Below are 23,136 nucleotides of genomic sequence, written 5' to 3'. Positions count from 1 at the left end.
GGTATTGGGCGTTGCTTTTCGTATGAGTCCGGGGTGGAAGTAACAGACCATGTTCGAAGTGTAGTACCGCTTTGCGGTTCTGCCAGAAGTCCGCACGGCGAATCTACATCGCTCGCCGGCCGGTGCCTGAAGGATTAGCGATGTGATATGCTGCCGGTTAAGGATAAAACCAGGCCGGGCAGCAACTTGGCACCGCTGTATCTAAGCGACATTCCGGCATAACAGACAATTCTTGAAAAAAAAGAGACACAGGATAACCGCCATGAATATCAATAAAGATACCTTGCTTTGCATGTCTTTGGCCGCGCGGCCGGGTAATTTCGGCACCCGTTTCCATAATTATCTCTATGAACAGCTCAATCTGAATTACATCTATAAAGCCTTCACCACGCAGGATCTGCCGGCCGCCATCGGCGGGATCCGCGCACTTGGAATCCGCGGCTGCGCAGTGTCGATGCCCTTTAAAGAAGCGTGCATTCCCTATCTGGACGAACTTGATCCTTCGGCAAAAGCCATCGATTCCGTCAATACCATCGTGAATACCGATGGCTATCTAAAAGCCTATAACACCGACTATATCGCCATTGCGCAGTTGATAAAACAGCATGGTATCAATCCGCAGACCTCCTTTGTCCTGCGCGGCAGCGGCGGCATGGCAAAAGCGGTGGCCGCCGCGTTCCATGACGCCGGATTCCACAACGGCACCATTGTCGCGCGCAACGAGGAAACCGGCCGGCGGCTGGCGGATTTGTATGGTTATGCCTGGCAGGAGGACGACAGCACAACCCCCGCCGCCTTGCTGATCAATGTTACCCCGGTGGGTATGGCCGGCGGCGCCGGCGCAGACGCCCTCTCCTTTAGCGAGCAGCGCATAGCGCAGGCCGAAATCGTGTTTGACGTCGTGGCGTTGCCGGCGCGGACTCCGCTGATTCAAGCCGCGCAGGCGCAGAACAAACCGGTGATTACCGGTGCCGAAGTCATCGCGATCCAGGCGCTGGAACAATTCGTTCTGTATACCGGCGTTCGCCCGGACCATGAGCTGGTACAGCGCGCGGCCGCCCACGCCCGTAGCTGACCCATGGCGGTTCCCCCCGGCGGGGCCATAACGGCAGGCCGTCATCTTAAAAGATGATGGCCTGGGCTTGTTGACAACGCGCCCGGTCGGGACAGGCTGCCAGATCGTAGCAATAGGGTAAATCAGGCCGTGAACCCCTCCCCGAAGGGCGCGATCATCCTCCCAGAGCCAAGCCATGCCAACCGGAACCGATGCGCCCGAACCGGGTGCAACCCATGCACCATGGTAAAACATCCCCGAACCGGCGCGTATCCTCCTTTCCAGGGCCGACCACAACATTATGATTTGAATAGATATTAATCACGCATGAGCGTTGGCATACTCCTTGCTTATTAATTAGTTAATTAATTAACACGCCTTTTTCATGATGATGGAGACCAACATGTCCGTTGATGAAGTGATAAAACGTTTCGAAGAGGAACGTGAGAAAATCTGGTTTGAACAGCCCGCTGAAGTGCGAGACCTGGGCAATGGCATCGTCCCCCGGAATACCGGATCGCGCGGACAATACCTCAGCACCATCATTTTCGCCGAAGGCGAAGCGAGAACCATGGCGGATGAAATGCTGTGGGGGCTTATCAGGGTGGCGGAAGATACCCAAGCGGATCTGCCGACCCTGCAAGCCATCATCAAAGAAATCATCGGTTATAAAGCGGATTTTTTTGATTTCGTCAGCCTGCCCCACGCCGCCAGCCTGATTCATTTATATGTGGACACCGCCTGCAAATGCACCACGCTGGACGAACTGTGCCGTTTGTCCCATGCGGCATTGTCCTATGCCAACCGTTTGCATATGTGGGTCGATTTTATTCTGCCCTGGGGCCTTGGCGATGGATTCCGTCGGGTCAAACCGGCCTGATCCGCTTCTTATCCCTTTTCTCCTCAAATAACAGGAAACAGAATGAAACTCAGAATGAACGTTGCCGACCAGCCGATTTGCATTATCGAGGTATGGGAAGATAAAGTCCCTAATCTGGTCAAGGAACTGCGAAAAAAACTGCCGATGAAAAGCGTATTGCAGCACGGTAAGCTCATCGGCGATATGGTCTTTTTTACCATGCCTATCGTGGCGCCCTGGGAAAATAAATTCAGAACAGAAGAAGTGGGAAAAATGCGCCGGGAAAAATACGGCAAGTGCACCGGCTCGGTTTGCTTTTACAGCCCCCGCCAGCAGTTTTGCGTGGTGTACGGCGATGATACCGCCGAAGAACCGCTGCCTATCTCCTATATCGGCGAAGTTATCGAAGGTGAATTGCCCTTGCGCGTCACCGGCCTGGAAACCTGGTTTGACCAGGGACGGGTGGTGGAGCTGGAAATCATCGAATAGCGCCGGCCGCAAAGCATTTACCCGTTTTATTGAGGCGTCAGTCTTTTTGCGGCAATAACTCAGCCATTCCCTGCTCTATCAGCGCGGTTTCAGCGGCAAAACGGCCGGGAGCGCCGGCACAATGACCGTATGGCGACCGGATAGGACGCCATACGGCGCGGCTTAACAGCCGGTATTCTTTAAACGCCTCCTCCTCGGTAAAATAGCTATCCGTATCGCAGGGCATGATAATCGCCCTGGCCCTAATCCCGCTTATCGCCTCCGCGAACCGGCCGCCAAACGCCGGATCCCGGCTGATATCCGCCTGCTGCCAGGTCGCCAGCATGCACAACAGATCGTTGGCATCCCATTGGCAGTGATCCCGCTCCCACTCCCGCAGCAGGTCCTCCACGGTGGCAAAATTAAGGTTCCGGTATAATTCATCGCGATAAAACGCCGCTGAATAGGCCCAACCGGCATAACAGCGGCCAAAGGCAGCCAAGCCGGCCCGCGGCGGTTGGCGATAGTTGCCGTGATCAAAAGCCGCGTCCGCCAGCAATGCGGCTTTCACGCCCTCGAGAAAGACAAAGTTCAGCGGCCAGCAGCGTGCGCTGCCGCAAATGGACAGAAACGCTTTTACCTGTTGCGGGTATAGCGCCGCCCAATGCCACGCCTGCATCGCCCCCATTGACCAGCCCGCCACCAGGGCCAGTTCCCTAACCCGCAGATGTTCCGTCAGCAGTTGATATTGCGCGCGGACATTATCCCCCACGCTGACGGCAGGAAAACCCGCCCCGCCCTGGCGTGGTGAATTGCTTGGCGAACTGGAAATACCGTTTCCAAACATATTCACAGCAATGATGAAATAACGGGCCGGATCCAGCGCCCGGCCCGCACCGATGATTGAACGCCATGAACGGTGGGTACCGGTATACCACGACGGCAACAGCACGGCATTGTCCCCCCGGCTATTCAAGGTCCCGTGGGTTTCGTAAGCCAAAACGGCGTCATCAAGCACCTCTCCGGATTGAAGCCGGAAGTTGCCCAGCGCATAACGTTCATAATCTGCCATGGTTTTTCCTTATCAACGCAAAGCTAAGGTAGGTGTTAATTAATCAAATAGTTAACTTGTTGATGATTTCTTGGCTATGGTAGAATTTAGCCATTGAGTCCCCCTCGTCATGTTGCGTGACGGGAACAGCAGGCACCGGCCGCGGCATCTTCTATGAAAAACAGTGAAACCAACGAAAAATCCACAATCAAAAATGGTAAGCATGCTCAAAACGATGTAGCCAATATCTTACAGGACTCGGCGCTGGAATTATTTGCTAAGCAAAATTACTCATCGGTACGTATAAAAGACATTGCCGAGGCCACCGGCCTTAATTCCGCGCTCATCTATTACTATTTCGGCTCCAAAGAAAATCTGTTTCTAAAAGTCATTGAATCCACGGTAGAAAAGGCCTTTGAGAAATTTGACTCCATCAAGATGAACGCCTCAAACCCAAAAGACGTACTGTTTCTTTGGATCCAGATTCATATTTTACAATTTTACCTGCTGCAAAAACTGGCCAAAATCAGTCTTGATTACGCCGGCACCAACGGACGCACCCCCGAAATAGATAAAGCTATTCGGAAATTCTATGAAAAAGAGTCCGTGATACTGAAAAATACCCTCAAAGACGGCATAACCGCCGGCGTATTCCGGGATGTCAATCCGGTGGATATGGCGATGTTTATTTCAACTTTTCTCGACGGCGTATTATTCCGCACCGTAATGTTCCCCAAATTCAAATATAAACACGCCATCAGCTGCATGCGTGAATTCGTGTTTGAACACCTGGAAATCAAACCGGCCCCATAAACCAGGCCCGCGATCGCCGAACGCGCAACGAACGTGTTAAAGGGAGAGCGCGCCAATGGGGTCGACGCGGGCGTGGTTTTACCGCCCGCCGAAGCGCCCCATGGCACGCTAGGCCCGCGATCGCCGAACATGCAACGAACGTGTTAAAGGGAGAGCGCGCCAATGGGGTCGACGCGGGCGTGGTTTTACCGCCCGCCGAAGCGCCCCATGGCACGCTAGGCCCGCGATCGCCGAACATGCAACGAACGTGTTAAAGGTCGCCCCTCACTTGGCAAACAGCTGGCCGATATCCTTAAACGCCTTGAATTCCAACGCATTCTGGCACGGATCGAGCAAAAACATCGTCGCCTGCTCCCCCACCTGCCCTTTAAATCGAATATACGGCTCAATCACAAAGGCGGTATTTCGCTCCGTCAGCCGTTTCGCCAGCGCCTCCCAATCATCCCAGGCCAGCACCACGCCGAAATGCGGCACCGGCACATCATGGCCGTCCACCGGATTGGTATGGGCATGATCCTGACTGGCGGTTTTCGGATGCTCATGGATAACCAACTGATGACCGAAAAAGTCAAAATCCACCCACTGCTCACTGCTGCGCCCCTCCTCGCACCCGAAGATATCGCCATAAAAATGGCGGGCGGCGGCCAGGTCGTAAACCGGTATCGCAAGATGAAAAGGCGCTACGGACATAGTGTGATTCCTCTGCTAACAATTAAAGGTCAATAACCAGGGTTGATGAAAGCGAACGGGAACAACAAAGCAAAATCTTCGTGTTGGCCGCCTTCTCATCCGCACTTAAATACTCATCCCGATGATCCGGTACTCCCTCTTTCACCTGTGCCAGGCAGGTACCGCACAACCCCTGGCCACAGGAAATCTCTACCCCGACACCGGCATCATTCAGCGCGTCGGCAATGGTCTGCTCGGCGCTGACCGGGATAATTTCGCCGGTGCCGTGGATTTTTACCGCAAAGGCTTTTTCGCCGGCCACCTTGGGCGGAGCGAAAGATTCACAATGGCAATCCTCCGACGGTATGCCCAGAGCAACACAGCGATCGCGGATGGTTTGCATAAATTCCGTCGAGCCACAGTAATAGAGCTCAAACCGCCGGTAACGCTGCCGCCAGTCATGCAATATCCCGTCCAGCGATCCGTCTCGGCCTGACATAGCGGCATCCCCGGCGGACGCCATGGCCGCCGCATCCTCAGGCAGCGGATCCGACGGCGGCCCCAAGGCCGCATCCACCTGGACCGCTGCCTGCCGGGGCGGCCGGGTTTGCGTATCCACCAGGATATCACCCGCTATCTCCCTATAGTCCGGCTCCTCCGCCAGGGCCGCCAAGGTGTCGGCACGGCCGAAATAGTGCAGCAGATACTCCCGGCCCTGGCGCTTGAGGGCCAACGCCATCAATAACAACGGCGTAATGCCGATGCCCCCCGCCAGCAACAGCGTCGGGCCGGGATGCGGTTCCAGCGGAAAGTGATTGCGCGGCTCGCCGACAGCCAAGGCCACCCCCGGCAGCAGTTTTTCGCGGATGACCTGGCCGCCGCCCTGCGAGTGCCGGGTCACCAGAACCGCCAGCTTATAACGGGTACGCTGCGCCGGATCGCCGCACAGCGAATAGTAGCGCAGCAATCCCCCCGGCAGCTGCACCGGGATATGCGCGCCGGCGGCAAAGGGCGGCAGCGGCCCGCCGTCGGGACGGGCCAGGGTGATAATGATGACGCCGGTGCCCCGATCCTTCCTCTCCGCCACCACCACCTCAAACAATTCAGGTTGTCCGCTCATCAGAATATTGTACTGTACTGGTCGATTTCCCATTGGCTGACATGGAGATGGTAATTGTTCCATTCCTGGGTCTTGTACTTAACGAATTCATCCCGCAGCGCGGTGCCGAGGGTGGCTTCGACAAAGGGGTCGGCGGCAAAGGCTTCCACCGCTTCCAGCAGGTTCTGCGGCAGGAAATCAATGCCCCGCGCCCGCCGTTCCTGTTCGCTGATGGAATAGAGATTGTCTTCGTTGGGCTCCCGCGGATCGATTTTCTCGCGAATGCCTTCCAGCCCGGCGGCCAATGCCAGGGTGGCGGCCAGGTAGGGATTCACCGCGCCGTCGGCATTGCGGGATTCGCAGCGACCGCCCCCGGCCGGGACCCGAACCGAGTTGGTGCGGTTATTGGAGCCGTAGGAATTGAATACCGGCGCCCAGGAGAAGTAGCTCATGGCCCCCTGGCGCACCAGACGTTTGTAGCTGTTGACGGTGGGCGCGAATGCCGCGCACAGCGCCCGGCCGTGCTTGAGCAAGCCGCCGATAAAATAGTAGCCGGTGTCGGACAGGCCCAGGCCGCGCGGGTCATCCCGGGAAGCAAAGATATTCTCGCCGCTGGCGATATCATATAAAGACATATTGAAATGCGCGCCGGTACCGGTTTTATTGGCGAAGGGTTTCGGCATCATGGTGGCCACCAGTCCCCGTTCCTTGGCGTAATGCTTCGCCATGAAACGGAAGAAAATAAAACGATCGCAGCTGGTTAACGCATCGGCATAGTTAAAATCGAATTCAAACTGGGAATTGCCGTCTTCATGATCCAGCGAATAGAGATCCCAGCCCAGATCGTTAATAGTGCGGGACATGGTATCCAGCCAGTCGAACTGATCGACAAATCCCTGCAGGTCATAGCATGGCTTGTTTAATTTATTATCCGCGTCCGGTACTGATAACCCACCGTCTTCATCCCGTTTCAACAGATAGATTTCACATTCGATGCCGAGATTGAACCCAAAGCCCATCTTGTTGGCCTGCGCCAAGACGTTTTTCAGCGCCACCCGGGTGTTTAACGCATAGGGCTCGCCTTTAAAGGCATTATCCGCCGGCATCCAGGCGATTTTCGGTTCCCAGGGCAGCTGGATAATATGATCCAGGTCCGGCACCGAGGTGAGTTCGTCCTCATTGGGAAGCTGGCCCAGACCGTCCAGGGCATAGCCGGTATAGCGCTCCGAACCGGCCGCCATCTGGCTGAAATGGCTGAGGGGGACCACTTTGCCCTTGGGCACGCCGTGGATATCCACATAGGCGCCCATGCAATACTCCACCCCTTTTTGCTTCAACTGTTCCGCGATGTCCGCTATCTGCTGATGACTTTTTTTCATAATAGGCTCTGTATAAGAAAGATAAAAAACACCGGCTCAGGTATGTTCAACCACCTGATGGGGAATGTAGGGCGCCTCAAGGGCGGCTATTTCTTGCTCCGTCAGCACCAGCTCCGTCGCCGCGACGGCATCGGTGAGGTGGCTGAACGCGGTGGCGCCGATAATGGGCGCCGTCACCGATGGCTTGGTGAACAGCCAGGCCAGCGCCACCTGGGCTTGGCACACCCCGCGACGGGCGGCGACATCCGTTACCGCCTGGATGACTTCCCGGTCCGCCTGTTCGGTGGCGGTATAAAGAAAGCGGGCGTAGGCATCGTCAGCGCCGCGATCGGTGGCGGCGCTCTGTTGCCACGGCCGGCTGAGCCGTCCCCGCGCCAGCGGACTCCACGGGGTGACGCCGATGCCCTCGGCCCGACACAGCCCCATCATTTCCCGCTCCTCTTCCCGATACAGCAGATTGAGATGGTTTTGCATGGCGATAAACGGCGTCCAGCCGTTTTCCCGCGCCACATGAAGCGCCTTGCAGAACTGCCAGGCATACATGGACGACGCGCCGAGATAACGCACCTTGCCCATCTTCACCAGGTCGTGCAGCGCTTCCAGCGTCTCTTCAAGAGGCGTCTCGTAGTCCCAGCGATGAATCTGGTATAAATCGATGTAATCGGTGTTCAGCCGCGTCAGGCTGGCATCTATTTCCGTCATAATGGCCTTGCGGGACAGACCCTTGCCGTTCGGCCCCGAATGCATGGGATTAAACACTTTGCTGGTGATCACCACCTCGTCGCGACGGGCGAAATCCCGCAGTGCGCGGCCGAGGATTTCTTCGCTGTGCCCCTTGGAATAGGCGTTGGCGGTATCAAAAAAATTGATGCCCAGCTCCAGCGCTTTTTGAATAAACGTGCGGCTTTGCCGTTCATCCAGGGTCCAGCTATAGCCGCTTTTGTCCGGCGCGCCATAGGTCATGCAGCCTAAACACAGCGCGGAGACGTCCAGCCCGGACCGTCCGAGTTTTTTCATTTTCATGCCGATTACCTTTTTTATCCTGCCGGCGTGAGCCCGCGCGTCAGATGCGAGTACGTATATAGTTCGCCAAATGCCAGACCGTGGTTTCCAAATGTCCCAGGCGTCCCGGCCCGGCCAGCTGCGATGCGCTGCCCCGTTGCTGGGCCGAATTAATCATCAGATCTTCATCGATGATGGAGAGGCTGGATGCTTTCATATCGGCGGCGGTCTGCGCAAAAGAGGGCTGCGCGCTGGAGGCCTTGGACACCAGCACCAGACGATGCCAGACGGTCATGTGCTTATTGATGGGCAGCAGGGTGCTGATACTGAGCCGATCCGGATTGAGGCCTATCAGGCAGCCGGGATAAATCAGCATCAGATGGATTTGCCGCATATCCTCTTCGCTAAAGCCGGTTAAAGGAATCAGCCCTTCCGTCAGCACTTCGGACAGTTCGCCGTTTTTGCGCAGCGGCTGGTGGCACAGGGTCCAGCCGGGGCCGTCTTCGCCGATATAACTCAGCCGGCCGGGAAAACTGTCTTCCAGGGTGGTACGGTGCACCGCGGAGTGGTGATAGCACTCCATAAAGGTCTCCACCGCCATTTTCCAGTTGAACGGGCAGTCGTAGTCCAGGGTATAGGCGGTGTCCAGTTCAGCCACCTGGTATTTATCCAACAGGGCGTTGAGGGGCTTTAACCGCTGGGCAATGGATTCCACCTGCTCTGAAAAGGTAATGAAAATCATGCCGTGAACGATTTCACTGCGAATGACCGGCAGACGGCACTGCTTGCGGTCGAAATCCGCCGCCTGATTCATATAGGGCGTGCCGATAAGGTTGCCCGTAATATCGTAGGTCCAGTTATGGAACGGGCAGACAAACGCCTTGCAGTTGCCCTGGCCGCTCACCACCGGCGCCCAGCGGTGCAGGCAGACGGCGGACATGACGCTGACGCCCTCGGCGTTGCGTACCACCACCAGCGGCTCGTTAACGATATCCAGCGTGAAATAATCCCCCAGCGCCGGAATTTGCGATACATGGCCGACGAATACCCAATCGCCGCGAAATATTTTTTCCATTTCATGAGAAAAAAATGCATCGCTATTATAGGCTTCCGGCGGTAACGTCTCGGCCAGGGCGGAATTATCGGACTGCTGCCGTTTAATCTTTTCGATTATCATCCCGCAGTCGTCACCGGCAACAGGTATTCGCTGTGAATATTCAGGCATGGACTCTCCCCTTTAATAACAAAGCATATTGGGTAATACATTTAACGTAATAAGACTTAACGAATATCCACCGTGACTTTACCCAAGGCCCGTTCCAATAATGGAATCACCTCCAGGCCGAATTTTTCCAATGATTGCCTGGCGGCGGCAATGGGCATATCGCCAAATTGGAAAAAACAGTTGTAATGGGACGGATTCAAATCCTTGACTTCCTGGATAATACGTTCGGCCACATGCTGGGCATCGCCGATTATAAGATTATCCCGAATCACCGAGGCATCCGGTTCATCAGGGAATTTGGGGGCGTGGATAAAAGCGCCTTCGGTACTCATCTCCTTGCCGTGCAGCGCCGCAATCATCCGGGCCACGAACAGCGCCCGCTCGGCGGCTTCCAGGGCGGCTTTTTTGCTGTCGGTGACATGGATATACTGCTGTACCGCCACCGGCGTATCCGCCGGCAGGCCGGCCTCATGCCATTCCCGCCGGGCGTCGTCCACCATGGTTTTCAGCCGCGGCGAACCGCGCCAGCCGGCGGTCATGAAGGCGGTGGGCCGCCAACGGCTGAATCGCTGCAACAGCGCCGGCTGGGCGGTGGTGATAAACACCGGCGGCAGGGGCTGCTGCAGCGGCCTGAGCAAAAAGTCCGTTTTAATGTGCTGCCCTTGCCATGACAGCGTCTCGGTCTGTCCGTCCACCAGCGCCGACTCGATAAATGCCCACTTATCCAGCAGGATATCGTTGCGCCGCGCCACGTCCATGCCATAGCGGTCAAATTCGTAGGCCTGGTAGCCGCTGCCGATGCCCAACACCAGGCGGCCGTCGGTCAACCGGTCCACGAGGGCGATTTCCTGCGCCAGGCGCATGGGTTCATACAGCGGCAAAACGATAACCGCGGTACCGAGTTTGATTCGCCGGCAGTATCCCGCCATATGCGCGGCCATTAACAGCGGCGATACGCTGATGGAATAATTGCTGAAATGGTGTTCGGCAAACCAGGCGGTTTCAAACCCTATTTCTTCCGCCAGGCCGACCATGCTGCGCATATCATTAATGACGCCCTGGATTCCCTGCGGATTATCCTGGTATGACATTAAATTAAACAATCCCAATTTCATTGCCTGCTCCCGTCCAACCTTTAATTCCGAGCGAATCTATCGGCGGTTTGACCTTTACGGAATATGTTTTCAATCCGCCCCTGTATCCAGCTCAATATCGTGGTGGCAAATAAATACCAAATACAGGCAACAATCAGTAACGGAATATTTTCAAACGTCCGAGAATAAATAGATTGTGCCGAATACAACAAATCCGATAACGAAATCACGCTGACCAACGAGGTGGTTTTCAGCATCCCTATCACCTGGTTCCCGGTGGGAGGGATAATAAAGGGTATCGCCTGCGGCAAAATAATGCGTCGCAACCACAATCCTTTATTCATGCCCAGCGCGCGAGCCGCCTCCTGCTGACCGGTATCCACTGATGACATGCCCGCCCGGATGATCTCCGCCATGTAGGCCGCCTCGTTCAATCCCAATCCCAATATGGCGGCGGTATAGGGGGTAATCAGATCGTTCATACTGCCCTGGTATAGCGTAAACACGTGGGGTATGCCGATATAGACCTCTGGATAAAGCGCGGCCAGGTTATACCAGAAAATCAACTGCACCAGCACCGGCGTACCGCGAAAGAACCAGATATAGCCGGAACTGAAACGCGACAACAGCGGGTTGGCGGATAACCGCAGCGTGGCGATAAAAACACTGAGCACAATCGCCAAGGCCATAATCACCGCCGTCAGCCATACCGTTACCCATAATCCCGACAGGATAATGGGAGAAAACAGGTAGTGCCCCACAATGGACCAGCCGAAATTCTCATTCATCACCATGGACCGGATAAGCAGAATCAGCAGCAAAACGCACACCGCCACTGAAATCCAGCGCCCGGGGTAACGGGTGGGTATGACCACCAGGGCATCATGGGGAAACGCTTTTTCGTGCGCGGCGTCTATTTGTCGCTGCCGCATGGCACGGTATTGCTGATTGTCTGTCATCTCATCTCTCTTAACCGCAGAAGGATAGCGCAATGGCAGCCACACATTTAATTAATCAGTTAATTAATAATATGCACTTGCATTCTCTTACTGTCAATGAAAATCCAGCGCTGAATTTAATTTTTCAATTAACAATAAATACTTTAAAAACAACATATTAAACATAGTCCATCACTGTGAAAGATATTTAGCCAAAAACGAGCGGGTTCGCGGGTGCTGCGGCCGCTGGAACAGTTCCTCCGGCGAGCTCTTCTCAATGATCGCGCCGTTATCCATAAACGCGACGCTGTCCCCCACTTCCCGGGCAAACGCCATTTCATGGGTTACCACCACCATGGTCATTCCCTCTTTTGCCAAATCCCGCATCACATCCAGCACTTCTCCCACCAATTCCGGATCCAGCGCGCTGGTGGGCTCGTCAAACAGCATCAGGGTAGGCTTCATCGCCAGCGCGCGGGCAATGGCCACCCGCTGCTGCTGGCCGCCGGAAAGCTGCGAAGGGTAGGCGTCAAACCTATGGGACAATCCCACCCGAGCCAGCAGCGCCTTGCCCTGCTCCAGCGCCTCGGCTCGCGGTATTTTGCGTACCCGCTGCGGCGCCTCGATGACATTCTCCAGGGCGGTCATATGGCCGAAAAGATTGAAGCGCTGAAAGACCATGCCGATTCCGGCGCGTTTTCGGGCGATCTCCGCTTCCTTGAGCTCATAAAGCTTATCCCCCACCTGACGGTAGCCCATCAGCTCACCTTCCACATACAGCGCCCCGCCGTCGATTTTCTCCAGATGGTTAATGCAGCGTAAAAAGGTGGACTTACCGGAGCCGGAAGGGCCGATGAGGCACGCAACCTCCCCCCGCCGGATCCTGATGTCCACGCCTTTGAGGATCTCATTGCCGTGGAATTGTTTTACCACTTGGTATGCGGCAACCGCCGGCGTCGTGGTGTCGGGCATGTTGGGTTCCTCTTTATGAATAAGAATGAAAAGCCCGGCTGTTCATCGGGTCATATACCAGGTGCAAAGGCCACCGCCGTCCACCGCCAGCATATGGCCGGTGGTATAGGCGGCGTCGCTGAGCAGATAGAACACCGCCGACGCCACTTCCTCCGGCAAACCCGCGCGGCGCAGCGGCAAGCGGGCCACTTCCGCCGCCAGCTGCGGCTCCCGTTGCTGCCAGTCATCGTCGGCGTCCCGGATGGGCCCCGGGCTGACGCCATTAACCCGGATGCCGTAATCCGCCCATTCAACGGCCATTTGCCGGGTCAGGTTGACTACCGCCGCTTTACTGGCGCCGAAAGCGCCGGCGCCGGGATAGCAACGGTGCGCCGAGGCGCCGGCGATATTGACGATGCCGCCGCCGCCCTGGGCGCGCATCTGTTTCGCCGCCTCGGTGGCCACCACAAAACAGCCGGTGAGGTTGGTGGCAATCACCTGCCGCCATTGCTGGTCATCCAGGGTCAATAAGGCGCCTTGGGCGACGGCGCCGGCATTGTTCACCAGCATATGGATACCGCCGAAGCCGGCGGTGATGGCCGCAATGTGCTCCCTTACCTGCTCCCGCTCGGTAATATCGCCATAATAGGCCGCTCCCCGGCCGCCCAGGGCGCGGATTTCCGCCATTAGGCTCTCCCCGGCGGCCCGATCCTGCCTGAGGAGTAATGCAATATTGGCGCCAGCCTGTGCCAGCCGCAGGGCAATAGCCCGGCCGATGCCTTTTGATCCGCCGGTGATAAGCGCGGTTTTCCCCGCCATCAGCGTATTTTCCATTACTTTTATTTCTCCGGTGAAGAGGAAGCGGAGTCGCCGCCATGCACCAGGGCGCGTCCGCAGATATAACCCCAGGTCAGATTCGGTCCCAGGGTGGTGCCGGCGCCCACGCCGCGGGTGCCGATGGGATTGGCCATAGCGACGCCGGCGCAATACAGGCCGCGGATAACCGTGCCGTCGCGGTGTATCACCCGGCCGAATTCATCCGTACGCGGGCCGCCTTTAGTGGCCAGGAAGGTTCGGTTGAACGGTATCGCGATAAACGGACCGCGCGCTATTTTCATTAACCCGCCGTGAAAACGGCGATCTCCCGCCCCATGGCCGGTGGCCAGATGGCGCTGAAAATCCTCGTCCACACCCCGTTCGCAACAGGCGTTGAAGCGCGCCACCGTCTCCTCCAGCGCGCCAGGCGGCAGCCCCAGCAGGGCCGCCAGCCCGCCCAAGGTCGCCTCGCGGCGCAGCCAGCCTTTGCTGCGCAGGGCACAGACCGACAAAAGCGGCGCCCGCCACAGCAGCCGGCTGTCGGCGATAAGCCACGCGGGAAGATGCAGCGGCAGGCCGCTTTGTTCACAGCGCTCGTCCAGCGCCTCGCCGAGATTGAACTGGAATTCGTTGGTAAACCGCCGGCCGTGGCGGTTCACCAGAATGATGTTCGGTTCATATTGAAAAAACACCGACAAACCGTAAGGCCGGCCTTCATAGCGGGTGGGCAGGGATCCGCTGATGTTGGCCTGATCCATATGGGCCAGCTGCGCGCCCGCCGCCTCCGCCATGCGATGCCCGTCGCCTTCGTTGGTCCGCGGGCTGGAGATGGCATCGAAAGGACCGGGAAAATGGACGGCCCGGCGCCGGGCATCCCATTCGAATCCCCCGCTGGCCAACACTACGCCCCGGGCCGCCGTCACCTTGATCAGGCGGCCGTGCCGGGCGACCCATGCCCCGGTGACCCCCTGTTCCCCCTCGGTAATCAGTTCCAGCACCCGCGCCGCCGTCTTCACCCGGCAGCCGTTGGCCAGACACCCCGCCAGCAGCCCGGTAATCAGCGCCGCGCCTTTGGTCCGGGTAGATGTAAGCCGCCGCCAGACCAGGCGCGGCGCCAGTTTGGCCGCCACCCGGAACGGATGATGATAAATGTCTTCGCGGATCACTTCCTGATAGGTGTACACCTGCGGCAGCGGCGATGTCCTGATGGGCCAGGGGCGGGAGCCCAGCACCGCCGCCCGCAAAGGCGCGGGGGTTACCATCCTGCCGAAGGCTTTGGCCCCGTCAAAGGCCATGAGGGGATCGGATTCCGGCGTCAGCTCAAAGCGCAGCGGGGTGTGTTTTTCCAAAAAGGCCAGCATCTCCGGCGCGCAGCGGCAAAACTGCTGCCAAAGAGGGTCCTCCGTCTCCCGCCATCCGTCCGGGGCGGTGGCGCGTAAATAGGTCAACGCTTCTTCCGGGCTGTCCGCCACCCCCTGCGCCAGGGCGTGATGATTGGCCGGCACCCACACCGCGCCGCCGGACATGGCAGAGGTCCCTCCCAGGCTTTCGGCCTTTTCCATCACCAGTACCGACAGCCCCGCCACGGACGCGGCGAGGGCCGCGCTGAGGGCCGCGCTTCCCGACCCCACCACCAGCACGTCGCACGCCATGGTGACGTCGGCGACAAGCGGGCCTGCTCCCCGCGCCGGACTTACCGATTGCATATTGCCCGCCACCGCCGGATTACATGGGACGGGTGGTGAAGAGATTGATGCCCGGCTGCTCCAGCTTCACCGGATCCAAATCCCACTTTTTCATGATGCGGTCATACTCGCCGTTGTCCCACAGCACCTTTAACGCCCCCAGCAAGGCCTGGGCCAGCTGCTGGTTATCCGGCTTCACCACGATGCCCAGATAATACCTCGGCATCAGGGGCATGGTGACGGTGCGTATCGGACGTGGCGCCGCTTTTTTAATGGCTGCCGCCGCGGCGGCGTCATTCAGGACAAAATCGATACGGCCGGAATAGAGGGCCAGCAGTACGGCATCCGCCGAAGGCAGCGTGGTGACGTTAATCGCCGGCTTGCCGTTCTTAACGCAGTTGGGGCTGAAAATTTCCGTCACGGCATGCTGGAAATCAGTGCCGGACTGTACGCCCACCTTCAGGCCGCAGAGGGACAACGGATCGCTGACGATGCTTTTGTTGCCCGCCAGGGTATAGACTTCATTGGTGGCATAGGCGTAATTCACGAACGTAACCTGTTTTTCCCGCTCCAGGCTGTCGGAGATGCACTCCATGGCCATATCGTAACGGCCGCTTTTCACGCCGGGAATCAAACCGTCGAAATCAATGGATACCGGCTTTACCGCCACCCCTAGCACCTTGCCCAGGGCATCCCACAAATCGGGTTCGAACCCCAGCATGGTTTTGTTATCCTCGGCGAAGACTTCGCAGGGAGGATAGTGGGCATCGGTAACCAGATTGATATAGCCGTGGTTCTTGATGTTTTCCGGCAGCATATCGTGCAAGGTTTTATCCATGGCGATAGGCGTGCCGTCCGCTGCGTAAACCATACTTCCCAGAGCCAAACCTGCGCACAGCAACAGCGTATGGGGCAGCATAAATAGTTTTCTCATTCCTCGGAACTCCTGAAACGTCTTTACCCGGTTAACCCGATAATCAGGGCGGATCAGCCAAAAATGTGTCCTAACGCCCGTGGCCGTGACCTGGCGTTACCCTTTAAATTAGCAACTAGCGTGCCATCAATTAACTAATCAATTAATTAACTGATTAATTATGTAATCATTAGGTTTGCTGCCGGCGCCAGCGTCCCTGGGCGTATAATAAATGAGCGTTAAGAGTGCAAATGTTGCATTTTTTCATCAAAAAAGTGCAGGCGTTTCCGCTGCTACACAGCAAAGCCAAGCAGCGAATCGCTAATGGCGATATATGAAAGCCAAGAGGAAATACAAATTATAGAATTGAACTAACTTGCTTATTAAAGGGAAAAAAATGGCCTTCGATATTCAACCATCGCCGGTAAATACTAAGGGCATACCGTCTGATTATCCGGAAAAAAATTCCTTTTACGATCGGTGGCCCACGGAAGACCGCCGTTTGCTTGACGAACTTAAGGAGCGGGCCACACGAAACGATACCGCAAGTATTGAATACCTCTTCACCCTGGCCTGCGAAGCCAGTGAGAGGGGGGCCGAGGCTGAAGATTGTCTTTTCGATTTATATCGCGGCAAGGGACCCGACGATACCCGGCTAAGAGAGCAGATAGGCAAAGACAGCCTGCGGCTTTTTACCCTGGTTCAGCAAAGAAACCAAAACACGCGGCGTGAAAGCACCGACATATGGGAATTGCCTGCCTCATTGTTGCTTATGGCCGCTTTCGAAGCCCAAAGCGGGTCGGAACAGCAGGCTGAACTCTTTGGTAAATTACAGAATTCATCAATATTCTTACACTATGTCAGTGAATTGGAAGAGAATACCGCTGAATCGGCTTTGGCAACCAATCGATTCATTTCCTCAGCCGAAATAGACGCTTTTGCCAACGCGCTTGAGGTCGATAGCACCCTCACATTCTATCCCGCCGCCAACGTTTCCCAGAGTGAGGTTACTGATGGGAACCACAGACGGGTGCTCTTATCGCTGGAATCCCCTGATGCCGACTCCCGGCGCATGTCGTTTGGCGGAGCCTATAATGCTTCCGACGGCATATCCGCCTCGGAACCCGCGGCCGGCTTTATTCCGTTGCTTTTCCGTGACCACTGGATTCTGTTCGGCTGGTTTATCAACGCAGATGAGCAAAAAGAAGCGATCGTCCTGGACAGCTCGCATTATTTGAATAACGACGAGAAAAATTACCTGGTTGATCTTGCCCATCGCTGCGGGGTCGGACAGCAGCAAGAGGTGACATTTATCGACGATAATTTACAAGAAAACGCACCCAACGCCTGTGGTCTTTTTGTTGCTAAAGCTATGGAAAGTCTTGCCGGAGATTCACTTTCGCGGGTTGGGAAAGCCTACCCCAAGGAAACGCTCAGAAGCTTTGCCGGACAATTCTCCGCAACCCACCTCGACAGCGTTGAAGAGCAGCGTCTGTTCAATCGCCATGGGCGCGCCGAGCTGTATGCCATAATGGCGCGGTCCCTTAATGAGTCGCTTAATTGAACATCTTTTTCAAATAATGGTGCAGCGACGCGCGGGAACTGAAGCCGTGGGGTATTCCGTAATGACTGTCCGGCGTGCCCTGAGGGTCGGCGGGGAAAGCGCGGTAGCTGTCGCTGGAGCGTACCGGCGAGGTCGGGGCGGCAAACAGGCTGCTTTTATCCCGCAGGGAAGGGTGTACCACCAGGGCGGTTCGGCCCATTTTGGCTTCCCGGTTAACGTAGACATAATGATGCCCTTTGCGGTAACCGTAGCATTGTTGAGTGATATAATCTCTTTCAAAACCGGCGTTTTCAAGTACGCGAGCGACTTCATCGGGTCTTAAATACATGGTTCGTCCTCTTTTAGTCCGGGTGAAGTTTCACAGTAATGTAATCAGTTAAGGGGCTCGTCTGTAGACGGCCGGCGCTTTTTCGGAATATTCCAAAAATCGGAAAACTTTTCCTATCCCTTTCCCCCGCTTCGCCTGTAAAGGCTTGACCGGCCGCCCGTTTCGCCTATCCCGGCCCCTGCGTGTCCCCTGCTGGAATTTTGTTTTTATCTCGTGTAATCCAGCCCGAAACCGCCGGCATGCCAGCAAGAAGCCCCTGAATGAACTAAAGTTAAATCACTCAATAACCGAAAGGGAGAAACACATGTTTACGAATACTGAAAAAGACGGGATCCAACGGGATATCAAAGACGATGTTTCTCTGTTAGCCGACACTTTGGATGAATTGCTCAACACTTCCGAAAAAACAACGCAAGAACAGCTGGACGCGTTGCGCAGCAAAGCCAAAGGCGTATTGAAAGATGCCCGTGCCCGCGTGAACGGCACCAGCCGTCTGGGCCAGTATGCGCGCGATACCGCTATTCAGACCAAAAATTATGTTGTTGAAAAACCCTGGCAGAGCCTGGGCATCACCACCGCGGTAGGCATAGTCCTCGGCGTGCTATTATCCCGCCGTTAAAATTACTGCCCGGCCGGGTGTCCGGCCGCTGACCCTCCTGACCAGGCAATATTGACCGCTCTTGCCAAAGAGCGGCGAGCTTGTTGACAAAGTGCCCGGTGGGGACAGGCCGCCAGATCGTAAACACGCCGTAAATCCGTCCCTGGAGGCTCGATCCGCGCCGTCCCTGGCGCGGACGGTTTACTCTTCTGGCAGCCTGTCCCTACTTATTAACGCCGAGTACGTTTGTCGGCAGTCTGACCGCTCTTGCCAAAGAGCGGTTTTTTTATGTCGCCGCTTTGCCTTCCCCCTGCATTAACACCATATATTGCGTGGTTGATAAAAATAATATCTACATATAGTATTAACGACAGATTCCACCACTACCCGTGCCGCACAAATCCACTTGGGATTGTTACTTGAGAGGTAAATACGAATCATGAGCATTACTATTTACACTAAACCGGATTGCGTTCAATGTCACGCCACCTGTCGCGCCCTGGACAGCAAAGGCCTTCTATATCGGAAAGTGGATATTCTGCAGGATAGGCAGGCGCTGGATTATGTCCGTTCCCTGGGCTACCAGCAGGTGCCGGTGGTGGAAACCGCCGGCGACAGCTGGAGCGGCTTCAGGCCGGACAAGATAAGCGGTCTGGCCGCCGCGGCCATGGCCTCGTAAACCGCTATGGCCACCCTGGTTTATTTTTCCAGCAGCTCGGAGAATACGCACCGCTTCGTCGGCAAGGTCTCCCTGCCCAGCGTGCGGATTCCCCTGGCGACGTCGCAGCGGCTGCGAATGGATAGCCCCTATATCCTGATTACTCCCAGCTATGGCGGCGGTAGCCGGCACGGGGCGGTACCGCCCCAGGTGATCCGTTTTCTCAATGATGCAACGAATCGTTCCTGGCTGCGCGGCGTCATCGGCGCCGGTAACCGGAATTTTGGCGCGGCGTTCTGTCTGGCGGGCGACATCATCGCCAAAAAGTGCCAGGTTCCCTTTCTTTATCGTTTCGAATTACTGGGAACAGCGGAAGACGTGCGGCAGGTACGTGAAGGAGTGACCGAATTTTGGCAACGACAGAACTGAACATCACCCGCCCCGGTCCGGAACTGGCGGATTATCATGCTTTAAACGCCATGCTGAATCTGTATGACTCGGAAGGCAAGATACAATTCCATAAAGATCGTCAGGCCATAGACTGCTACCTACAGCAGCATGTCATCCCCAACAGCCGGCGGTTTCCGTCCCCCGCGGCCAGGTTGGACGCCCTGGTGGCGGAAGGTTATTACGAAGCGGGGGTACTGGCGCCCTACTCCGCTGAATTTATCGCCGAGCTGTACCAACGGGCGGATGCGCACCATTTCCGTTTCCAGACCTTTATGGGAGCCCTGAAGTTCTACACCGGTTATGCCCTGAAAACCTTTGACGGCCGGCACTATCTCGAACGTTATGAAGACCGGGTCTGCATGGTGGCGCTGACCCTGGCCGCCGGCGACGGCGCCCTGGCCGTCCGCTTGATGGAAGAGATGATGACCGGCCGCTTCCAGCCCGCCACGCCGACCTTTCTCAACTGCGGCAAACAGCAGCGCGGGGAATATGTCTCCTGTTTCCTGCTGCGCATCGAAGACAATATGGAGTCCATCGGCCGCTCGGTCAATGCGGCGCTGCAGCTGTCGAAACGCGGCGGCGGCGTGGCGTTTATGCTCACCAACCTGCGGGAAGCTGGGGCGCCCATTAAACGCATTGAAAACCAGTCTTCAGGGGTGATCCCGGTGATGAAAATGCTGGAAGACGCCTTTTCCTATGCCAATCAGCTGGGGGCGCGCCAGGGCGCCGGCGCGGTCTATCTCCATGCCCACCACCCCGACATCATGCGCTTTCTCGATACCAAGCGGGAAAACGCCGATGAAAAAATCCGCATCAAAACCCTGTCCCTGGGCGTGGTCATCCCCGATATCACATTTGAACTGGCGCGTGACAACCGCCCGATGTATCTGTTTTCTCCCTATGACGTGGAACGGGTCTATGGCGCGCCATTTTCCCAGCTCAATATCAGCGAGAAATACCATGAGATGGCGGCGGACAGCCGCATCCGCAAAACCGCCGTCAACGCCCGGCAGTTTTTCCAGACCCTGGCGGAGATCCAGTTCGAATCCGGTTATCCCTATATGGTTTTCGAGGATACGGTTAACCGCGCCAACCCCATCGCCGGCCGGATCAATATGAGCAACCTCTGTTCGGAGATCCTGCAGGTGAACAGCGCCACGCTTTACAATGAGGATTTAAGCTACCGCGAGGTGGGCAAGGATATTTCCTGTAACCTCGGTTCGCTGAATATCGCCCGCACCATGGATTCGCCGGATTTCGGCAATACGGTGGAAACCGCCGTGCGCGGCTTAACCGCGGTGTCGGACATGAGCCGGATCGCTTCCGTTCCCTCCATTGTCAAAGGCAATGACGAATCCCATGCCATCGGTTTGGGGCAAATGAATCTGCACGGCTACCTGGCGCGGGAACATATTTACTACGGTTCCGAAGAAGGGGTGGATTTTACCAATATCTATTTTTATACCGTGACCTATCATGCCCTGCGGGCCTCCAACCGGCTGGCCATTGAACGGGGGAAGTCGTTCAGCGGCTTCGGCGATTCCCGTTATGCTTCCGGCGAGTACTTTCGTCCGTACCTGGAGCAGGTTTGGCAACCGCAAACGGAACGGGTGCGAAGTTTATTCGCCGGCGCCGGCATCGCCCTGCCGGGCCGCGAGGAGTGGCTGGCTCTGCGTGACTCGGTGATGGCGCACGGGTTGTATAACCAAAACTTGCAGGCGGTGCCTCCCACCGGCTCTATCTCTTACATTAATCATTCCACCTCCAGCATCCATCCCATCGTGTCTCCCATCGAGATCCGCAAGGAGGGCAAGACCGGACGGGTCTATTATCCGGCTCCCTATATGGATAACGACAATCTGCAGTATTTCCAGGACGCCTATGAGATCGGGCCGGAAAAAATTATCGACACCTACGCCGCCGCCACGCGGCATGTGGATCAGGGCCTGTCGCTGACGCTGTTTTTCCGTGATACCGCCACCACCCGGGATATCAACAAGGCGCAGATCTATGCCTGGAAAAAAGGCATCAAGACGCTGTATTACATCCGCATCCGTCAGTTGGCGCTGGAGGGGACGGAAGTCGCCGGCTGCGTCTCCTGCGCACTGTAAACCAAGGAACCCACGGCCATGACAACAGCTCGCACGCTGCGTACCATCAAGGCGGTCAACTGGAATCGCCTGGAAGACGATAAGGATCTGGAGGTCTGGAATCGCCTCACCGCCAATTTCTGGCTGCCGGAAAAAATACCCCTGTCCAATGATGTGACTTCCTGGGGGACACTTTCCCACCGGGAACAACAGCTGACCATCAGGGTATTTACCGGCCTGACGTTGTTGGACACGGTGCAAAATACCGTCGGCGCGCCGGCCCTGATGGCGGATGCGGCCACGCCTCATGAAGAAGCGGTTTTTTCGAATATCAGCTTTATGGAAGCGGTGCATGCGCGGTCCTACAGTTCGATATTTTCCACGCTGTGTCCGATGGCGGACGTAGATGCCGCATACCGCTGGAGCGAGCAGAACGGCGCGCTGCAAAATAAAGCGGCCATTATCGAAAAATATTACCGCGAGGAAGATCCGCTGACGAAAAAAATCGCCAGCGTCTTTTTGGAATCTTTCCTGTTTTATTCCGGCTTCTACCTGCCCATGTATTATTCCAGCCGAGCGAAACTCACCAATACCGCCGACCTTATCCGTCTGATTATTCGTGATGAAGCGGTGCATGGCTACTATATCGGCTATAAGTTCCAGCGCGGGCTGGAACACTGCACGGCGGCGCGGCGGGAAGCCGTCAAGAGCTTCGCCTATGACCTGTTGCAGGATTTGTACGAGAATGAACTGGTCTACAGCGCGGAATTATATGACGGCGTCGGCTGGACCGAGGATGTAAAGGCTTTTCTTCATTACAACGCCAATAAGGCGCTGATGAATCTGGGTTATGAGGCGCTGTTCCCGGCGGCCATGACCGCGGTCAATCCGGCGATTTTATCCGCCCTGTCGCCCAATGCGGATGAAAATCATGACTTTTTCTCCGGCTCCGGCTCCTCGTATGTCATGGGCCGGGCGGTGAATACCGAAGACGAGGACTGGGCATTTTAATATATATACCCTGCGGGATATTACCCTGGTAACGGTGGTAATATCCCTTTTCTACGTTCATTTAATAAATAGTGAATTTCGATAGATCTAAAACAATATACCCTCTTCTTAAAATACCTCTTTTTCATTTAAAATTTTATAAAAAAAATAATCGCATTGAACATTCTCCCTGATGCAGAAATCAGCTTTACCATACCGGCTATTTTCAACATCCAGGACAAAATGAGCCCTCTTGCGCCATAAGCGGCAGCAATGAATCCAAGGGCGGAAATAGTCCGCCAAACGCCTGTCATAGCTGGATAAATCGCAGGAAATACGTTTTCCCCGCCGGTAGAATATGACATGCACGGGTCGATTAGGGGTTGTCTAATGAGCTCAGTATGTTAGGGTATACAACCTTTTTATATGTACCAGGGCTAAT

Annotated in this window: 25 protein-coding genes; 10 read left to right on the top strand and 15 right to left on the bottom strand. The window is 56.0% G+C overall.

What is annotated here, in order from left to right:
- Positions 1–262 precede the first annotated feature (262 nt).
- The 3 genes from ACL2XJ_RS13300 to ACL2XJ_RS13290 all read left to right on the top strand — a co-directional run bounded on the left by ACL2XJ_RS13300 (position 263) and on the right by ACL2XJ_RS13290 (position 2,402).
- Entirely contained in the window at positions 263–1,075 is an 813-nt protein-coding gene (locus ACL2XJ_RS13300; protein WP_132923166.1) for a shikimate 5-dehydrogenase, read from the top strand.
- Between the two features lie 382 nt (positions 1,076–1,457).
- Complete coding sequence (locus tag ACL2XJ_RS13295) at positions 1,458–1,934, top strand: hypothetical protein (protein WP_132923167.1); 477 nt, start codon at positions 1,458–1,460, stop codon at positions 1,932–1,934.
- Between the two features lie 42 nt (positions 1,935–1,976).
- Entirely contained in the window at positions 1,977–2,402 is a 426-nt protein-coding gene (locus ACL2XJ_RS13290; RefSeq protein ID WP_132923168.1) for a hypothetical protein, read from the top strand.
- A 37-nt stretch (positions 2,403–2,439) separates the two neighbouring features.
- On the opposite strand, the gene ACL2XJ_RS13285 is transcribed toward ACL2XJ_RS13290, so the two are convergent.
- Positions 2,440–3,453: an alpha/beta fold hydrolase gene (locus ACL2XJ_RS13285; protein ID WP_413726726.1), complete on the bottom strand. Its 1,014-nt coding sequence runs from the start codon at positions 3,451–3,453 to the stop codon at positions 2,440–2,442.
- Between the two features lie 153 nt (positions 3,454–3,606).
- On the opposite strand from ACL2XJ_RS13285, the gene ACL2XJ_RS13280 reads away from it, so the two are divergent.
- Positions 3,607–4,245: a TetR/AcrR family transcriptional regulator gene (locus ACL2XJ_RS13280; RefSeq protein WP_132923170.1), complete on the top strand. Its 639-nt coding sequence runs from the start codon at positions 3,607–3,609 to the stop codon at positions 4,243–4,245.
- A 264-nt stretch (positions 4,246–4,509) separates the two neighbouring features.
- Here the strand turns inward: ACL2XJ_RS13280 and ACL2XJ_RS13275 are convergent, their stop codons facing one another.
- The 11 genes from ACL2XJ_RS13275 to ACL2XJ_RS13225 form a co-directional block, all read right to left on the bottom strand.
- Positions 4,510–4,935: a VOC family protein gene (locus tag ACL2XJ_RS13275; RefSeq protein WP_132923171.1), complete on the bottom strand. Its 426-nt coding sequence runs from the start codon at positions 4,933–4,935 to the stop codon at positions 4,510–4,512.
- Between the two features lie 22 nt (positions 4,936–4,957).
- Positions 4,958–6,034, bottom strand: a complete 1,077-nt coding sequence (locus ACL2XJ_RS13270) for a PDR/VanB family oxidoreductase (protein ID WP_413726725.1) — start codon at positions 6,032–6,034, stop codon at positions 4,958–4,960.
- The gene (gene glnT, locus ACL2XJ_RS13265; RefSeq protein ID WP_132923173.1) at positions 6,034–7,392 is read right to left on the bottom strand and encodes a type III glutamate--ammonia ligase; all 1,359 of its coding nucleotides are present in this window, start codon (positions 7,390–7,392) and stop codon (positions 6,034–6,036) included. The genes ACL2XJ_RS13270 and glnT overlap by 1 nt, the downstream gene beginning before the upstream one ends.
- A gap of 36 nt (positions 7,393–7,428) precedes the next feature.
- Complete coding sequence (locus ACL2XJ_RS13260) at positions 7,429–8,415, bottom strand: aldo/keto reductase (RefSeq protein WP_132923174.1); 987 nt, start codon at positions 8,413–8,415, stop codon at positions 7,429–7,431.
- Positions 8,416–8,455: 40 nt separating this feature from the next.
- Entirely contained in the window at positions 8,456–9,619 is a 1,164-nt protein-coding gene (locus ACL2XJ_RS13255) for an aromatic ring-hydroxylating oxygenase subunit alpha (RefSeq protein WP_132923175.1), read from the bottom strand.
- Between the two features lie 56 nt (positions 9,620–9,675).
- Positions 9,676–10,734: an LLM class flavin-dependent oxidoreductase gene (locus ACL2XJ_RS13250; RefSeq protein ID WP_413726724.1), complete on the bottom strand. Its 1,059-nt coding sequence runs from the start codon at positions 10,732–10,734 to the stop codon at positions 9,676–9,678.
- Between the two features lie 20 nt (positions 10,735–10,754).
- Positions 10,755–11,672 carry an amino acid ABC transporter permease gene (locus ACL2XJ_RS13245; RefSeq protein WP_341785745.1) on the bottom strand — a complete coding sequence of 306 codons (918 nt, stop codon included), beginning with the start codon at positions 11,670–11,672 and terminating at the stop codon, positions 10,755–10,757.
- A 171-nt stretch (positions 11,673–11,843) separates the two neighbouring features.
- Complete coding sequence (locus ACL2XJ_RS13240; RefSeq protein WP_132923177.1) at positions 11,844–12,623, bottom strand: amino acid ABC transporter ATP-binding protein; 780 nt, start codon at positions 12,621–12,623, stop codon at positions 11,844–11,846.
- 42 nt (positions 12,624–12,665) lie between these two features.
- Entirely contained in the window at positions 12,666–13,436 is a 771-nt protein-coding gene (locus tag ACL2XJ_RS13235) for an SDR family NAD(P)-dependent oxidoreductase (RefSeq protein WP_413726723.1), read from the bottom strand.
- A 5-nt stretch (positions 13,437–13,441) separates the two neighbouring features.
- Positions 13,442–15,124, bottom strand: coding sequence for an FAD-dependent oxidoreductase (locus tag ACL2XJ_RS13230; protein WP_413726722.1), 1,683 nt, complete (start codon positions 15,122–15,124; stop codon positions 13,442–13,444).
- Between the two features lie 19 nt (positions 15,125–15,143).
- Positions 15,144–16,037 carry an ABC transporter substrate-binding protein gene (locus ACL2XJ_RS13225; protein ID WP_243701463.1) on the bottom strand — a complete coding sequence of 298 codons (894 nt, stop codon included), beginning with the start codon at positions 16,035–16,037 and terminating at the stop codon, positions 15,144–15,146.
- 376 nt (positions 16,038–16,413) lie between these two features.
- Between ACL2XJ_RS13225 and ACL2XJ_RS13220 the strand changes: the two genes are divergently transcribed.
- The gene (locus ACL2XJ_RS13220) at positions 16,414–17,580 is read left to right on the top strand and encodes a hypothetical protein (RefSeq protein WP_413726721.1); all 1,167 of its coding nucleotides are present in this window, start codon (positions 16,414–16,416) and stop codon (positions 17,578–17,580) included.
- Here ACL2XJ_RS13220 and ACL2XJ_RS13215 read toward each other — a convergent pair.
- Positions 17,573–17,908, bottom strand: a complete 336-nt coding sequence (locus tag ACL2XJ_RS13215; protein WP_132923180.1) for a DUF2002 family protein — start codon at positions 17,906–17,908, stop codon at positions 17,573–17,575. The genes ACL2XJ_RS13220 and ACL2XJ_RS13215 overlap by 8 nt on opposite strands.
- 304 nt (positions 17,909–18,212) lie before the next feature.
- On the opposite strand from ACL2XJ_RS13215, the gene ACL2XJ_RS13210 reads away from it, so the two are divergent.
- Positions 18,213–18,527, top strand: a complete 315-nt coding sequence (locus ACL2XJ_RS13210) for a DUF883 family protein (RefSeq protein ID WP_132923181.1) — start codon at positions 18,213–18,215, stop codon at positions 18,525–18,527.
- A 294-nt stretch (positions 18,528–18,821) separates the two neighbouring features.
- Here the strand turns inward: ACL2XJ_RS13210 and ACL2XJ_RS13205 are convergent, their stop codons facing one another.
- On the bottom strand, positions 18,822–18,947 hold the full coding sequence (locus ACL2XJ_RS13205) for an AgrD family cyclic lactone autoinducer peptide (protein ID WP_413726720.1): 126 nt from the start codon (positions 18,945–18,947) through the stop codon (positions 18,822–18,824).
- On the opposite strand from ACL2XJ_RS13205, the gene nrdH reads away from it, so the two are divergent.
- Genes nrdH through nrdF form a run of 4 tightly spaced genes read left to right on the top strand, consistent with a single transcriptional unit; the run spans position 18,946 to position 22,715 of the window.
- A complete protein-coding gene (gene nrdH / locus ACL2XJ_RS13200) occupies positions 18,946–19,185 on the top strand; it encodes a glutaredoxin-like protein NrdH (RefSeq protein ID WP_132923183.1) in 240 nt (79 codons plus the stop codon). The two genes, ACL2XJ_RS13205 and nrdH, sit on opposite strands and share 2 nt — an antisense overlap.
- A gap of 6 nt (positions 19,186–19,191) precedes the next feature.
- The gene (gene nrdI, locus ACL2XJ_RS13195; protein WP_132923184.1) at positions 19,192–19,593 is read left to right on the top strand and encodes a class Ib ribonucleoside-diphosphate reductase assembly flavoprotein NrdI; all 402 of its coding nucleotides are present in this window, start codon (positions 19,192–19,194) and stop codon (positions 19,591–19,593) included.
- On the top strand, positions 19,575–21,725 hold the full coding sequence (nrdE, locus tag ACL2XJ_RS13190) for a class 1b ribonucleoside-diphosphate reductase subunit alpha (RefSeq protein WP_413726719.1): 2,151 nt from the start codon (positions 19,575–19,577) through the stop codon (positions 21,723–21,725). The genes nrdI and nrdE overlap by 19 nt, the downstream gene beginning before the upstream one ends.
- 18 nt (positions 21,726–21,743) lie before the next feature.
- Positions 21,744–22,715: a class 1b ribonucleoside-diphosphate reductase subunit beta gene (gene nrdF, locus ACL2XJ_RS13185; protein ID WP_413726718.1), complete on the top strand. Its 972-nt coding sequence runs from the start codon at positions 21,744–21,746 to the stop codon at positions 22,713–22,715.
- 128 nt (positions 22,716–22,843) lie between these two features.
- On the opposite strand, the gene ACL2XJ_RS13180 is transcribed toward nrdF, so the two are convergent.
- On the bottom strand, positions 22,844–23,059 hold the full coding sequence (locus ACL2XJ_RS13180; protein WP_413726717.1) for a hypothetical protein: 216 nt from the start codon (positions 23,057–23,059) through the stop codon (positions 22,844–22,846).
- Between the last annotated feature and the right edge of the window lie 77 nt (positions 23,060–23,136).

The sequence above is a fragment of the Sodalis sp. RH16 genome (assembly GCF_047324245.1).
GTDB lineage: Bacteria > Pseudomonadota > Gammaproteobacteria > Enterobacterales > Enterobacteriaceae > Acerihabitans > Acerihabitans ligni.
Note: the sequence above shows the minus strand (reverse complement) of the source record. Positions and strands in the feature narration are given on the sequence as shown.